This is a genomic window from Sulfitobacter sp. DSM 110093 (genome assembly GCF_022788715.1).
Taxonomy (GTDB): Bacteria; Pseudomonadota; Alphaproteobacteria; order Rhodobacterales; family Rhodobacteraceae; genus Sulfitobacter.
Map to the genome: position 1 here is coordinate 514,180 of NZ_CP085167.1, position 13,940 is coordinate 528,119.

Annotated in this window: 12 protein-coding genes; 7 read left to right on the plus strand and 5 right to left on the minus strand. The window is 61.6% G+C overall.

The window, feature by feature from the left end; genetic code table 11:
- The first annotated feature begins 55 nt into the window (after positions 1 to 55).
- Genes DSM110093_RS02470 through DSM110093_RS02490 form a run of 5 tightly spaced genes read left to right on the plus strand, consistent with a single transcriptional unit; the run spans position 56 to position 4,683 of the window.
- Complete coding sequence (locus DSM110093_RS02470) at positions 56 to 1,375, plus strand: FAD-dependent oxidoreductase (RefSeq protein WP_243266556.1); 1,320 nt, start codon at positions 56 to 58, stop codon at positions 1,373 to 1,375.
- On the plus strand, positions 1,372 to 2,160 hold the full coding sequence (locus tag DSM110093_RS02475) for a DUF1365 domain-containing protein (RefSeq protein WP_243266557.1): 789 nt from the start codon (positions 1,372 to 1,374) through the stop codon (positions 2,158 to 2,160). Before DSM110093_RS02470 ends, DSM110093_RS02475 begins: the two co-directional genes overlap by 4 nt.
- On the plus strand, positions 2,157 to 3,392 hold the full coding sequence (locus DSM110093_RS02480; protein WP_243266558.1) for an MFS transporter: 1,236 nt from the start codon (positions 2,157 to 2,159) through the stop codon (positions 3,390 to 3,392). Before DSM110093_RS02475 ends, DSM110093_RS02480 begins: the two co-directional genes overlap by 4 nt.
- Complete coding sequence (locus tag DSM110093_RS02485; RefSeq protein WP_243266559.1) at positions 3,389 to 3,955, plus strand: DUF3833 family protein; 567 nt, start codon at positions 3,389 to 3,391, stop codon at positions 3,953 to 3,955. The genes DSM110093_RS02480 and DSM110093_RS02485 overlap by 4 nt, the downstream gene beginning before the upstream one ends.
- Positions 3,952 to 4,683 carry an SDR family NAD(P)-dependent oxidoreductase gene (locus DSM110093_RS02490; protein WP_243266560.1) on the plus strand — a complete coding sequence of 244 codons (732 nt, stop codon included), beginning with the start codon at positions 3,952 to 3,954 and terminating at the stop codon, positions 4,681 to 4,683. Before DSM110093_RS02485 ends, DSM110093_RS02490 begins: the two co-directional genes overlap by 4 nt.
- 2 nt (positions 4,684 to 4,685) lie before the next feature.
- Here DSM110093_RS02490 and DSM110093_RS02495 read toward each other — a convergent pair whose 3' ends face one another.
- From DSM110093_RS02495 to DSM110093_RS02505, 3 genes are read right to left on the minus strand one after another with little or no spacing between them, the layout of a single operon-like run.
- Positions 4,686 to 5,741 carry a saccharopine dehydrogenase gene (locus tag DSM110093_RS02495; RefSeq protein ID WP_243266561.1) on the minus strand — a complete coding sequence of 352 codons (1,056 nt, stop codon included), beginning with the start codon at positions 5,739 to 5,741 and terminating at the stop codon, positions 4,686 to 4,688.
- Positions 5,738 to 6,361 carry a glutathione S-transferase family protein gene (locus tag DSM110093_RS02500; protein WP_243266562.1) on the minus strand — a complete coding sequence of 208 codons (624 nt, stop codon included), beginning with the start codon at positions 6,359 to 6,361 and terminating at the stop codon, positions 5,738 to 5,740. The genes DSM110093_RS02495 and DSM110093_RS02500 overlap by 4 nt, the downstream gene beginning before the upstream one ends.
- A gap of 23 nt (positions 6,362 to 6,384) precedes the next feature.
- Positions 6,385 to 7,035: a histidine phosphatase family protein gene (locus tag DSM110093_RS02505; RefSeq protein WP_243266563.1), complete on the minus strand. Its 651-nt coding sequence runs from the start codon at positions 7,033 to 7,035 to the stop codon at positions 6,385 to 6,387.
- Between the two features lie 161 nt (positions 7,036 to 7,196).
- On the opposite strand from DSM110093_RS02505, the gene fdhF reads away from it, so the two are divergent.
- Together fdhF and DSM110093_RS02515 are read left to right on the plus strand one after the other, a co-directional pair.
- Positions 7,197 to 9,962 carry a formate dehydrogenase subunit alpha gene (fdhF, locus tag DSM110093_RS02510; protein WP_243266564.1) on the plus strand — a complete coding sequence of 922 codons (2,766 nt, stop codon included), beginning with the start codon at positions 7,197 to 7,199 and terminating at the stop codon, positions 9,960 to 9,962.
- Positions 9,963 to 9,977: 15 nt separating this feature from the next.
- Entirely contained in the window at positions 9,978 to 11,171 is a 1,194-nt protein-coding gene (locus DSM110093_RS02515) for a Zn-dependent hydrolase (RefSeq protein ID WP_243266565.1), read from the plus strand.
- A gap of 5 nt (positions 11,172 to 11,176) precedes the next feature.
- On the opposite strand, the gene DSM110093_RS02520 is transcribed toward DSM110093_RS02515, so the two are convergent.
- Positions 11,177 to 11,893 (minus strand): response regulator transcription factor, encoded by a 717-nt coding sequence (locus DSM110093_RS02520; protein WP_243266566.1) that lies wholly within the window; start codon positions 11,891 to 11,893, stop codon positions 11,177 to 11,179.
- Positions 11,890 to 13,800 carry a PAS-domain containing protein gene (locus DSM110093_RS02525; protein WP_243266567.1) on the minus strand — a complete coding sequence of 637 codons (1,911 nt, stop codon included), beginning with the start codon at positions 13,798 to 13,800 and terminating at the stop codon, positions 11,890 to 11,892. Before DSM110093_RS02525 ends, DSM110093_RS02520 begins: the two co-directional genes overlap by 4 nt.
- Between the last annotated feature and the right edge of the window lie 140 nt (positions 13,801 to 13,940).

Genomic DNA, 13,940 nt, shown 5'->3' on the forward strand with positions numbered 1-13,940 from the left:
CCCCTTTCTCCGTGTGTGCCCCATATCCAAAGTCCCGGAGCAAAGCAGGACCCCTATGCCTTTTGAAGCTATGAACGACGCCACTGACCCTCAGCACCCCCTCGGACGGCGGGTGGCTGTGATTGGCGGGGGAATCTCTGGTATGGGGGCGGCGCATATGCTGGCGCCGACCGACCGCGTGACCCTGTTTGAGGCGGGAGCCAAAATCGGTGGCCATGCGCGCACGGTGATGGCGGGCAAGAATGGCGATCAGCCGGTGGATACCGGGTTTATCGTGTTCAACTATGCCAACTATCCGCATCTTGCGGCGCTTTTTGCGGAGTTGGACGTGCCCGTTGTGCCGTCGAACATGAGCTTCGGCGCGTCGATTGACGGTGGGCGGCTGGAATATGCGCTGACCAATTTTAACGCGGTCTTTGCTCAGAAACGCAATATGTTCAGCCCGCCCTTCCTGCGGATGCTACGCGATATCGTACATTTCAACAAAAACGCTCTGGCTGTCTCGCGCGATCCGTCGATGACGATTGCCGAGTTCCTCGACCGGCTTGGCACCGGGCAATACTTCCGTGACTTTTATCTTTCACCGCTTTCCGGCGCGATCTGGTCGACCCCGACTGAGAAGATCATGGATTTTCCAGCCCATGCCATGGTCAACTTTTTCGAAAACCATGCGCTGCTGAACTATTCCGGCCAGCATCAGTGGTACACGGTCAAGGGCGGCTCGCGGCAGTATGTTGAACGATTGGAGAATGCCTTGCGCGCCAATGGCGTTGACCTGCGCATCGATTGTCCGGTTGAGGCCGTGCGCCGCACGCCGCAGGGGGCCGAGGTTCGCGCTTGGGGCGGTGAGTGGGAGGCGTTTGACGAGGTGATCTTTGCGACCCATTCCGATGACACGCTAAAAATGCTCGCCGATCCGACCGAGGCCGAGCAGCGGGCGCTTGGCGCGATTGGCTATCAGCCGAATGATATCATCCTGCACGCCGACGCCAGCATCATGCCAAAGCGCCGCTCTACCTGGGCGTCATGGGTTTATACCGAAGACCGTGGGCAGAAATCCGACCGGATTGATCTGACCTATTGGATGAACTCGCTACAGCCGATCCCGCAGGACGATCCGCATTTTGTGACGCTCAACACCAAGCGGACGATCCGCGAAGAGTTAATTTACGATCAAGTGACACTGCGCCATCCAGTATATGACCTTGCCGCCTTGGCCGCGCAGGACGAGGTGCGCGCGTTCAATGGCAGCCACAACACATGGTTCTGCGGTGCTTGGATGCGCCATGGTTTCCACGAAGACGGGCTGGCCAGTGCGGTGGATGTGGTCGAGCGGATGCAGGCCGCGCGGGCGGCGCCATTGGCCGCAGAGTGACGCTGCGCGTTGATCATATCAGGGGGCAAACCTTTCATGGTCGCAAGGGCGCGGTAGAAAACCGTTTTCGCTATTCGGTGGACTATGTGCTTTGCGATGCCGAAGCAGACGATCTGATCACGCCTGCGCTTTTCACCCGCAATGGCGCGGGGGTGACCAGCCTGCAAGACAGGGACCACGGCGGTGCGCCGGGGCAGGGGCGTGGCGCCGCGTGGGTGCGTGAGGTGTTATTAGCGCATGAGATTACTGGCGTGGCCCAGATCGAACTTTTGGCGCAACCGCGCGTCTTGCGGCATGGGTTTAACCCGGTCAGCTTTTGGCTTTGCCGCAGGGCCGACGGCCCGTTGATCGCTGTGATTGCCGAAGTCACGAATACTTACGGCGACCGACATTCCTATCTCTGCCATAACCCTGACCTGCGGCCTATTCTGCCTGAGGATCGGCTGAAGGCGGCTAAACTCATGCATGTCTCACCCTTTCAGGACGTTTCAGGCGGTTATGTCTTCCGCTTTGATATCACCGCCGAGCGGATCGGCGTTTGGATTGATTTTACCGATGGCGAGAATGGGTTGATCGCCACGTTGACCGGCCCGCGTGCGCCGTTGACCAATGGCCGCATCATGTGGTCACTGCTGCGCCGCCCCTTTGGGGCGCGGCGGGTGCTCGCCTTGATCCATTGGCAGGCGCTGAAGCTCTGGCTCAAACGCGCCGCATTTCGCGGGCGGCCTGACGCGCCTGACATTGAGGTCTCTTGCGACAGCGCCCATGGCGTAGGCGGCAGATGAGGGCGCGTGCGGCCCGTTTGCCCGCCTATGCGCTATTTGCGGCACTGCTCGCATCGGCGGGGCTGCCGATCTATATTCACGCGCCGAAATTCTACGTCGATGAATATGGCGTCTCGCTCACCGCGCTTGGTTCGGTGCTTTTCGGGCTAAGACTGTTGGACGTCGTGCAAGACCCGGCGCTTGGTTGGCTGGCCCAAGTGCTGCGCGCCCGGCGGGCTGCGGCAGTGGCGGTGGCCGCCACGGTAATGGCGCTGGCGATGCTGGGGCTTTTTGCCGTGCCGGCCCCTGTGGCCCCGGTGCTCTGGTTCGCGTTGATGCTGACGCTGGTGTTCTCTTCTTTCAGCTTCCTGACCATCTGTTTCTACGCCCAAGGGGTTGCCAAGGCGGATGCGCTGCCGGGCGCGGGGCATCTGGCATTGGCGCGCTGGCGCGAAACAGGGGCGCTTTTGGGTGTCTGCGTGGCCTCTGTGGCGCCCTTGTTGCTGGGATTGGCGTTTGACCGACCTTTTGCTGGCTTCGCTGTCGGTTTTGCCGTTCTGGCGCTTTGGGCCGGGGCTGCGATGCGCGGCGAATGGCGTGCGGCGGGGCTGCCGCTGGCCAGCGGGTTTGGCACGGTATTGCGAGATGCACAGGCGCGGCGGTTGTTGTTGATCGCGCTGGTTAACGCGGCCCCGGTTGCCGTCACCTCAACCTTGTTTTTGTTCTACGTCGAACTGGCCCTCGATGCGCCAGGATGGGAAGGGCCGCTGCTGCTGCTGTTCTTTCTTGCGGCTGCGGGCGCTGCCCCGCTTTGGGGGATGTGGGCCGAACGCCACGGGGCGCGACGCGTTCTGTTGATCGCTATGGCCTTGGGTATCATGGCCTTTGGCGGAGCGCTGCTGTTGGGGCCGGGGGATGTGGCGCTTTTTGCGGTTGTCTGTCTGGCGTCCGGTGCCGTGCTGGGTGCCGATTTGACGCTGCTGCCCGCCATGTTCGCCACGCGCATGTCACAAATTTCCCCTTCGGCGGCTGAGGGTTTTGGCCTTTGGTCTTTCGTGTCCAAATTGACCTTGGCATTCGCTGCCGTTGCTCTACTTCCAACTTTAGAACGCGTGGGGTTGCAGAACGGAGCGGGTGATAGTTCCGAGGCATCCATCTCTCTGTTGATCTGGTTCTATGCTGGTGTACCTTGCGCTTTGAAATTGCTGGCGATCGCTCTGCTTGCCAGTACCAATGACGTGGAGAAACCGTGACAGAGCCGCTGATCTTTATCGCTGTCGGGCTGACCCTTGGTCTATTGCTCACCTTCCTGCGCCGCCGATTGGGAGAGTTTCACGGACAGTCGCCGAGTGATTATGTAGATGCCTTCCCAGTGTTCGACCTGCGTCTGCACTTGCGTGACAAGATGATCTGCGAAGGTGTGATATTCGGCCCCCTTGGTCGGGTCACTAGCAGCTTTACCGCCAATTTCGATGTATCATGGGACGGCGACGTGGCCACCGTGGCCGAGACGTTCCGCTATAATGACGGCTCGCGACAGGAGCGGGAATGGACCGTGACCTTGGGTAAGAACGGCAATTTCACTTCGACCGCCCCCGATGTGGTGGGAGAGGGGGTAGGCGTTCAGTCGGGGCCAACATTGCAACTACGTTATCGCATTCGCCTGCCCGAAGAGCTGGGAAGCCATGTTTTGAAGACCGTTGATTGGATGTATCTGACGCCCGATGGCACCATCGTGAACCGTAGTCAGTTTCGTAAGTTCGGCGTGAAAGTAGCAGAATTGGTCGCCACATTGCGACCGTCGGAGGAACAATGAAAGACTGGCAAGGCAAGACCTATTGGCTGGTAGGGGCCAGCGACGGGCTGGGCGCAGCGCTTGCGCATCAACTTAGCCGCACCGGGGCAGAGGTGATCCTTTCGGCCCGTTCAGAAGACAAGCTGACCGAACTGGCGCAAGCCCTGCCCGGGCGGTCGCGGGTGCGGGTCATGGATGTGACCGATGACGCCGATGTAGCCGCAGCGGCCAAAGAAGTCGGGCCGATTGACGGGTTGGTCTATTTAGCAGGTGCCTATTGGCCCTTTGGCGCGAAGGCGTGGGAGGCTAATCATGCTGTCACCATGGCCGATGTGAACTTTACCGGACTGATGCGGGTCTTGGGGCAGGTGGTGCCGGAAATGGTCGCCCGCGATCGGGGGCATATCGTCATTACCTCTAGCCTCACTGCCTATCGCGGGCTGCCCGGCTCCATCGGCTATACGGCGTCTAAGGCTGCGACACTGTCATTGGCAGAGTGTATGCACGCCGACCTGCGCAAGACAGGCGTGCAGGTTCAAGTCATCAATCCCGGTTTTATCAAGACCCAGCTGACCGACAAGAACGACTTTAAAATGCCCTTTTTGATGGAGCCGGAAGACGCCGCGTGGCGGGTCTATGAACATATGAACAGCGACAGTTTCAAACTGGATTTCCCCTACGGGTTCTCGCTGCTGTTCCGTTTGGGGCGGTTCCTGCCTGATTGGCTTTATTACCGGTTCTTTTCCTGACGTCAGACCTCGGCGTTGTGCTGCTGAAACAAATCGCGCGCGCGTTGCCAGACGGCATTGTCCGTCTCAGGCAGGGCCCGCAGGGTCGGTAGCAACTGCCCTGCAAAATCCTCAGAGCTTTCGCGCGGCAGCATTGAGGGCAGATTGTCGATTGCCATGATATCCAGTGGTGGATCGTCATGCACGCGGAGGGCGGGTATCTCCCACGTCGTGGCGCGGTCGTAGACCTGCACAGGGTTGAACGCGCTGTCCGGGTCGCAAGCAATGTCGCCGATAACTCGCAAGGCGCGGTCGGATTTGGGTGCGTCGGGGCGAACAAAGGCCGGAGTTTCGGGTCCAGCAAGGATGCAGTTAAAGAAATAGGCGTGCTCTAGGATCTCGGGGAACGGCCCGCCATGTGCGGTCTCAGTCATGTCCCAGCCGGTGACGGGGATGCCCAGAGCCTCGCAAAGATCGCTCGCCCCGCGCCCCACGCGACCCAAAGCGCCGATTACCAATGCGCGGTCTCCGCTCGCATCTACCTGCGCGAGATCCTCGGCCAGCGCCGCCTTTAAGGCTTCGGCGTCGGGGTAGGGCTGCACCGGGCCACAGGTTTCGCCACGCAATTGTGCGATGCGGCATTTGACAGAAACCGCAGCCCCGGCAAAACCCGCCCAATAGCCAAAGGCGGCGACGCGGCGGCCAGTGTCATCGGTCAGATACTCCAGATCCAGCAACGTTCCGCCACCGGCCTTGAACCGTTCCAACAGCGTCCGACCTGAGGATTGGCCCTTGTAGGCATGGCCGAACATGATGTGCGTATGCGGCAGGGGCGTCCCGTCTTCGGGCAGTTCCTTTAGGCCAAAAATCACGGCATCGCGGGGCGCGTCGGGCCAGCTGTGCGCGGGGACGATCACACAGCCCGCCTCAGCATAAGCGGCGGTGGGGATCACGCGGCTGTCGCTGTCTTCGACGCTGACTTTCATGCCCGCAGCGATCAACTGGGCGGCCCCTTCGGGTGTTAGCCCGGTGCGGGTCTCATTGGTGCGCTGCTCGGCGCGGAGCCACAGATGGGTCATGTCAGCATTCCTTTGGCGCGGATGGTTTTGACGCTGGCGCGGTCTTCCATGCGGGCGGCGAAAGCGTCAAGCCGGGGGAAATTGCTGCGGTCGACCCCATCGCCCTTGAGCCAACCCGACACGACAAACAGATAGGGATCGGCCAGCGAAAGCTGACTGCCCGCGACGTAATCGCCTAGAAATGCGTGGTTTTCGACATAAGCCGCGCAATCTGCCATGGTCTGCGGCACCTTGGCCTTCATGTCATCAAAGCTGGATTGCTGATCGGCCCAACGCTGGCCGCGCATCTTATGGGCGTGTGCCACATGCATGGTCGAGGCGAGGTAATACATCACCCCGCGCATATGTGCGGCGGCCTCGGGGTCACTGGGAATTAGCGCTGCATCGGGCGCGCGGGCCGCGATGTAATCTAACAACGCACCGGTTTCGGTCAGGGTGGTGCCCGCTTCGGTCACAAGGGTCGGCACGCGACCCTTGGGGTTCAGCGCCAGATAGGGCGCCGCAGTCTGTTCGGCGGTGGCGAAATCGACATTCACCGGCTCATAGGGCAGACCGGCTTCTTCGAGGGCGAGGGCCACAGCCACAGCGATTGTGCCGGGCGCGTAATGAAGTTTCAGCATGGCAGGGCCTTTCAAGACAGAGATCAGATATGCGTTTGTGCAAGGCGTCGGTCGGGCCGGTCAAGATGCGGCACGGCGTTGAACAGCACCGGCGACCAATGCCCGCCGATGGGAAAGAGCCGGTGCATCGAGGTATGCATAATCGCCAGCGCCAAACGTGCCATCGCCGGGATGCCCACGCCCATGGCCTGCGCCATCGCCAGAGAGATCAGCCCGCCCGAGGTTACCACCAGCGCCGGGCCTTCGCCCTCGGCGATCTCGGCCAATGCCGATTGCACGCGGGTCTCAAAGGATTCGTAGGTCTCTGGCGTGTCGGCAAGTTTGCCCGCCTTCCAATAGTCAAAGACTTGCGGCAGGTGGTGCACAAACTCCCCTTCGCGGGGGAAGGGCACCTTGTGCTGTTGCTCCATCAGATTGGCGAGAGTGAAATATTCCAATTCATTCAACCGCGCATCGCGAATGGGTTCCAGCCCGGTATTCATGCCCTCTGCCGTCTCGATATGGCGGGTCAGCGTGCCAGTATAGAGGCGGGTGTGATAGGTTTCGCTGTGGCGCAGATGCTCCCCCAGCCACGCGGCCTGCTCATGACCAAGCGGGCTGAGTTGATCATAGCTCAACTCGTCCTTGGCGGTGGAATTGGCTTGGCCGTGGCGGATCAAAGTAATGTGGGACATCAAAGGGCTTTCACTGTTCGCCCCAGTGATAGGGCAGCTTGTCGGGCCATACAATCCAATGCGCTGTGGCGGCGTTTATCCGTGACGGGGTGTCGGGATTGGCCCCTGACAATGGATTAGTTTTGCTTATAGTTTGGGCATAGCCAGTGGGAGGGGCAGCCATGGCCGAGAGGATCACATTCACGCTTGATGGTCAGACCGTCGAGGCCGAGACTGGCATGACCATCTGGGAAGTGGCCAATAGCCGGGGGCTGAAGATCCCGCATCTGTGCCACAAACCCGCGCCCGGCTATCGCCCTGATGGCAACTGCCGCGCCTGTATGGTTGAGATTGAAGGAGAGCGCGTGCTGGCGGCTTCGTGCATCCGCGAACCTGCCGAGGGGATGGTCGTCACGACCAACAACGCGCGGGCCGAGAATGCGCGCAAGATGGTGATGGAGCTGTTGCTGGCCGACCAGCCCGCGCAGGACGTGGCCCATGACAAGTCGAGCCATATGCGCGACATGGCGGCGCTGAGCGGGGTGGAAAGCAGCCGTTTTCCCAAGCTTGAGCGGGACCGAATTCCGCTGTTGGACGACAGCCATGTCGCGATGCGCGTGAACCTTGATGCCTGTATCCAGTGCAACCTCTGCGTTCGTGCTTGCCGCGAGGTGCAGGTCAACGACGTGATCGGCATGGCCGGGCGCGGGCATGATGCCTATCCGGTTTTCGACATCGACGATCCCATGGGCGCGTCGACCTGTGTGGCCTGCGGGGAATGTGTGCAGGCTTGCCCAACGGGCGCGCTGATGCCCGCCACGGTGGTAGATGAAGCGCAGGTAGGTGACTCAGCAGATTACGACGATGAGGTCGCCAGCGTCTGTCCCTTCTGCGGCGTCGGCTGTCAGATTTCGCTCAAGGTGAAGGACAATAAGGTCAAATACGTCGAAGGCATCAATGGCCCGGCCAACGAAGGGCGGCTCTGCGTTAAGGGGCGCTTTGGCTTTGACTACATCCACCACGATCATCGTCTGACCAAGCCGCTGATCCGCCGCGACGATGCGCCCGCCAAGGGGCTGAATGTCGATCCCGGCAACTGGAGCGAGGTTTTCCGCGAGGCCACATGGGACGAGGCGCTGGATTTTGCGGCCAAGGGGCTCAAGGGCCGTGGCCGGGAAGTGGCGGGTTTCGGCAGCGCCAAATGCACCAATGAAGAAGCCTATCTGTTTCAAAAGATGATCCGTCAGGGCTTTGGCCATAACAACGTCGATCACTGCACGAGGCTCTGCCATGCCTCATCCGTGGCGGCGCTGATGGAGAATGTGGGTTCGGGTGCCGTGACGGCGACCTTCAACGAGATCGAGAACGCCGATGTGGCCATCGTGATCGGGGCCAACCCGGTTGAGAACCACCCCGTAGCCGCGACCTATTTCAAGCAGTTCACCAAGCGCGGCGGCAAGCTGATCGTGATGGACCCGCGCGGGCAGGGGCTGCGGCGTTTCGCCAGCCATATGCTGCAATTCCGCCCCGGCACCGATGTGTCGATGCTCAACGCGATCATGCATGTGATCGTCGAAGAAGGGCTCTATGACGCACAATATATCGCGGCCTATACCGAGAATTGGGAGGCCGAGAAGGCGCACCTGAAAGACTTCAGCCCCGAGAAGATGGCCCCCATCTGCGGGATCGAGGCCGAGGTGCTGCGCGATGTGGCGCGGACCTTTGCCCGTGCCAAGGCGGGCATGATCTTTTGGGGCATGGGGGTCAGCCAGCACATCCACGGCACCGACAATTCGCGCTGTTTGATCAGCCTCGCGCTGATGACTGGTCAGATTGGCCGTCCCGGCGCTGGGCTGCACCCGCTGAGGGGGCAGAACAACGTGCAGGGCGCATCTGATGCCGGGCTGATCCCGATGTTCCTGCCCGACTATCAGCCCGTGGGCGACGATGGCGTGCGCAGCGCCTTTACCGAGGTCTGGGGCTCGGGTGATTTCAGCGCCGAAAAGGGGCTGACCGTGACCGAGATCATGGACGCGGTGCATGAGGGCGACATCAAAGCGATGTATGTGCTGGGGGAAAACCCGGCGATGTCGGACCCGGATGTTGACCACGCCCGCGCGGCCCTTGCCAAGCTTGATCATCTGGTGGTGCAGGACATTTTCCTGACCGAAACGGCGAATTACGCCGATGTGATCCTCCCCGCCAGTGCCTTTGCCGAAAAGGCGGGCACTGTGACCAACACCAACCGACAGGTCCAAATGGGCCGCCCCGCGGTGTCGCCCCCCGGTGAGGCGCGCGCGGATTGGTGGATTGAGGTGGAGCTTGCCAAGCGGCTGGGCCTTGGCTGGTCCTACGAAAGCCCGGCGGATGTCTTTGCCGAGATGAAGCTGAACATGAAGTCCTTTGACAACATCACATGGGACCGTTTGGCGCGTGAGAATGCAGTGACCTACCCCTCGCTCAGCGAAAGCGATCCCGGGCAGGCGATTGTCTTTAGCGAGGGTTTCCCGCGTCCCGAAGGCCGTGCCAAATTCACCCCCGCCGCGATCGTAGCGCCGGATGACGCGCCAGATGACGCCTACCCGATGATCCTAACCACGGGGCGGCAGTTGGAGCATTGGCATACCGGGTCGATGACGCGGCGGTCCAAAGTGCTCGACGGGCTGGAGCCGGAGGCGAATTGCTCGCTACACCCGTCGACCCTGCGTCGCCTTGGCGTGGCACCGGGGGAGCATGTGCGGCTTTCGACCAAGCGCGGCAGTATCGAGATCATGGCCCGCGAGGATCGCGCGGTGGCACCCGATATGGTCTTTCTGCCCTTCGCCTATGTTGAAGCGGCGGCGAATATCCTGACAAATCCAGCGGTTGACCCCTACGGCAAGATCCCGGAGTTTAAGTTCTCTGCCGTTAGGGTGGAGGCGGCGAAAGATCCCGTCGCCGCCGAGTAAGGAAAGTTTTGAAGAATGAAGATTGATGCCGCCCGATTTTTGAAAGACCTGCACGATCTGCGCGCCATCGGTGCTGCGGGTGTGGGCAAGGGCGTGGTGCGCCCGGCCTATTCCGCCGCCGATGTCGAGGCGCGAGAATGGCTTGCCGAGCGGATGCGCGATGCGGGGCTGACCGTTGAGGTCGACGCCATGGGCAACCTCTTTGGCCTGGCCGAAGGGCCGTCGATCCTGCTGGGGTCGCATTCCGACAGCCAGCCCGAAGGCGGCTGGCTCGATGGTGCCTTGGGCGTGATCGCCGCACTCGAAGTTGCCCGCGCGGCGCGAGAAGCAGATGGCCCTGCGGTCTCGGTCGTGTCCTTTCAGGATGAAGAGGGGCGCTTTGGCGTGACCACCGGTTCGACCGTGTGGTCCGGCGCGTTGGATCAGGTGGATGCTGACGGCTTCACCGATCATGCTGGGGTCAGTTTGGCGGAGGCGCGCAAGGCGATGACGGGCATGGTGACCGGCCCGGTCGATCCCGCGCAGTTCACCGGCTATATCGAGCTACACATCGAACAGGGGCCGACGCTGGATGACAGTGGCGAGCAGATTGGTGTCGTCACCGATATCGTCGGTATTCGCGATATGAAGGTGACCTTTGAAGGCCAGCAGAACCACGCGGGCACCACACCGATGGCGGTGCGCAAGGATGCCTTTCAAGCGGTATCCGCCTTCAACAGCCTGCTTAATGACCGGCTGCGCAATGTGGTGACGCCCAGCACCGTCTGGACGATTGGCCATGTTAGCCTGCACCCCAATGCCTCGTCCATCGTGCCGGGCAAGGCGGTGTTTTCCATGCAGTGGCGGGACGGCGACAGCGACCGTCTGGCCCGGATGGAGGCGATCATCCGCGAGACTGCCGAAGAGGTGGCGCAGACACGCGGGATGGAGCTGTCTTTTGGTCCGATGTTGGGGCTGGAGCCGGTGGCGATGGATGCCCGGCTGCGCGACGCGCTGGCCGGAGCGGCGGAGACGGTGGCGCCGGGCAAATGGCGCAAGATGCCCTCGGGTGCTTTGCATGACGCGACCAATGTGGCCCGGCTGATGCCCGTGGCGATGTTGTTCGCACCATCGATCAACGGGATCAGCCATGCTTTCGAAGAGGACACAGCCGAAGACGATCTGGTCGCGGCGGTCGAGGTGCTGGGCCGGGCAGTCGCGGCGCTTTGAGCCCGTCAGTCCCAGTTCACATCGCCGAGGAAGATATAGCCCGCGCCATAGATCGTCTTGATCAACTGCGGGTTCTTCGGGTCTTCGCCAAGCTTCGTGCGCAACCGCGAGATGCGCACATCCATCGCCCGGTCAAAGCTTTCCGAGGCGACGCCGCCAAGGCTTTCTTGCATCTGCGCGCGGCTGATCAGGCGTTTCGGTGCGTCTAGGAAAAGGCGCAGCACCTCGCCTTCGGCGTGAGAAAATGTCACCTCGGTGCCTGTCGCATCCTGCAAGACATAGCGGTCGAAATGCGCGGTCCAGCCGTTGAAACGCGCGGTGGTGCCGGCCTGCGGCGTCGGTTTGGCGCTGCGCAGGCGGGCGCGAATGCGGGCGACCACTTCGGCAGGATCGAAGGGTTTGATGATGTAGTCATCGGCCCCCAGTTCCAACCCGGTCACCCGGTCTTGCACCTGTGCGCGGCCTGAGATGATGATCACGATCGCGCCTTGCTCCAGCGCCAACCGGTGCACCAGCGTCAGACCGTCGGTGTCGGGCAGGCTGAGATCGACAAGGCAGACATCGGGGGTTTGGGTGGCCAAGGCGGCTTCGAAAGCCCGCGCGCGGCCAAAGCTGAGCGTGTCGAAGCCCGCTTCCTCTAGGGTGTCCGACAGCATTTGACGGATCTCGGGTTCGTCATCCAAAATGGTGACCAGCGGGCGCGGGGCGGTATCACGGCTCATGGGGCGGTGGCTTTCAATGGGGCGATCAGCGACAGAAGCGCGTCGGCGTCGAAGGGTTTGCGCAGCACCGGCGCGAGGGTTTGCGCCTCGACAAACAGCGGGTGATCGGCGGGCAGAGAGGTCATCAGCAACAGTGGCAGGCTGCTGCCGACGCGCCGGGCAAGGTCGATGCCAGTGCCTTCGCCAGTGAGTTGTATGTCCGAGAGGACAAGAGTGATGTCGGGCAGATCAGCGATCAGGGCCGTGGCCTCATCGGCGCTGGTGGCCTCGATCACCGAATGGCCCTGATCCATCAGCATGTCGCGCACCACGGCGCGAATGTCGGTGGTGTCTTCGACCAGCAGCACCAGACCCGTCGTGGCAGGCACAGCGGCGCGGTAGGGCAGGCGCAGGCTGATCTGTGCGCCGCCCTCGGGCGCATTGCTCAGTCGCAAATCGCCGCCTGCGGATTTGGTCATGTCGTACACCATCGACAGGCCCAGCCCCGACCCCTCGCTGCCCTTGGTGGTGAAAAACGGCTCGATCCCACGCTCCAGCGCTGAGGGCGAAAAGCCCGGCCCGGTGTCGTGGATCACCCATTCGACCCAAGTGTCATGCACCAGCCGCTGAGTCAGGGTGATGGTGCCACGCGCACCGCAGGCGTCGCGCGCGTTAAGGATGAGGTTCAAAAGCGCATCCTGCACCCGGCCTTTGTCGAGCAGCACCGACCCCTCCGGCGCGTCATTGCGCACCACCAGTGCGCATTTCGGCGGCAGAGTGGGGGCGGCGAGGGTGGAAAGCTCGTTCAGGAGGTCGGCGATATCGGTGGCCGCAGGGCGCAGGGCGCGGGGTTCGGTCACATCTGCGATGGAGCTGAGCAGCGCCCCGCCGCGCCGCGCAGCTGCAAGCGTGCCTTCGACCAATTCGCCCGCTTGCGACGGCATGTCGGGCAGACGGGCGAGTTTCGACTGCATCCCCAGAATGATCGTCAACAGGTTCGAGAAATCATGCGCTAGGCCAGAGATCATTCGCGAGGCGAGTTCGCGTTTGAGCGTTTGTTGCAGGGCCACGCGGGTTTGCGTTTCCTCGGTGATGTCCATCGACAGGATATAAACCCCACCGCGCCCATCGGGAGTGAAGGCACCGCGTATCCGGCGGGCAGATGCGTCATGAGTGAACTCGATTACCGCCGGGCTTCCTGCGTAGGCTTGGGTCAGGGCTGGTTTGATGCGCTCATAAGAGGACGCGCCGAGCGCGGCGCTGATATGCAGACCGTAAATGTTGCTGGGTCGCCCCGGCATGACGCTGCTTAGCCGTCGGTTGGAATAGATATAGCGCCCACTGGCATCCACGTGGGCAATATGGGCGGGCATCATCTCGGTCGTGAGACGTGTGCGGGCCTCACTTTCGGTGACTTGCCGCTTGGCTTCTTCCAAAGCAGTGATCGTCGCTTCGAGTTTGCGGTTGCTGGCGGCAAGCTGTTCGGCATGGGACAGCACCTGATCGCTCAGCGCATCCGATCGCGCGCGCAGCAGCGCCTCTTGTCGCTTGGTATTGGTGATGTCGGTATAGACGGTGACCCAGCCGCCCTGTGGCAGGGGGGAGCCTTCGACGCTGATGGTGCGCCCGTTCGAGCGGGTCCGCTCCATGTAATGCGGCACAAAGGCCTGCGCCTGTTCGACACGCTCGGCCACGAAGGCATCCACATCCGTGACCTCACCATATTCGCCGGTTCCGGCAAGGTGGCGGATCGTATCTTCAAAGGGAGCGCCGGGGGTGACCAATTTATCGGGCAGATCGAACATCGATTGGAACGGCCCATTGCAGACCGCTAGGCGCAGATTGCTGTCATAGATGGTCAGCGCCTGAGCGATCAGGTTAAGACCGGCATTGGTCAGCGCTTTGGTTTGGTCATCGGTGATCTGCATTGGCATCCTTTGCTATAGGGCTAGCACCACATGCGCGAAAGGCAAAGAGCGGTGGAGAGCTTGCAGCATGAAGCCCCCCTCAACAGACCTAAATCGCGCTGTAACAATTCGTTAGGATTTGGAAAAGATCAGGAAAAAGT

What these genes read in the sequence shown, in the direction of transcription:
- DSM110093_RS02470 (WP_243266556.1), top strand. Translation starts at nt 56, where the DNA reads ATGCCTTTTGAAGCTATGAACGACGCCACTGACCCTCAGCACCCCCTC.
- DSM110093_RS02480 (WP_243266558.1), top strand. Translation starts at nt 2,157, where the DNA reads ATGAGGGCGCGTGCGGCCCGTTTGCCCGCCTATGCGCTATTTGCGGCA.
- DSM110093_RS02490 (WP_243266560.1), top strand. Translation starts at nt 3,952, where the DNA reads ATGAAAGACTGGCAAGGCAAGACCTATTGGCTGGTAGGGGCCAGCGAC.
- DSM110093_RS02495 (WP_243266561.1), bottom strand. Translation starts at nt 5,741, where the DNA reads ATGACCCATCTGTGGCTCCGCGCCGAGCAGCGCACCAATGAGACCCGC.
- DSM110093_RS02500 (WP_243266562.1), bottom strand. Translation starts at nt 6,361, where the DNA reads ATGCTGAAACTTCATTACGCGCCCGGCACAATCGCTGTGGCTGTGGCC.
- DSM110093_RS02505 (WP_243266563.1), bottom strand. Translation starts at nt 7,035, where the DNA reads ATGTCCCACATTACTTTGATCCGCCACGGCCAAGCCAATTCCACCGCC.
- fdhF (WP_243266564.1), top strand. Translation starts at nt 7,197, where the DNA reads ATGGCCGAGAGGATCACATTCACGCTTGATGGTCAGACCGTCGAGGCC.
- DSM110093_RS02515 (WP_243266565.1), top strand. Translation starts at nt 9,978, where the DNA reads ATGAAGATTGATGCCGCCCGATTTTTGAAAGACCTGCACGATCTGCGC.
- DSM110093_RS02520 (WP_243266566.1), bottom strand. Translation starts at nt 11,893, where the DNA reads ATGAGCCGTGATACCGCCCCGCGCCCGCTGGTCACCATTTTGGATGAC.
- DSM110093_RS02525 (WP_243266567.1), bottom strand. Translation starts at nt 13,800, where the DNA reads ATGCAGATCACCGATGACCAAACCAAAGCGCTGACCAATGCCGGTCTT.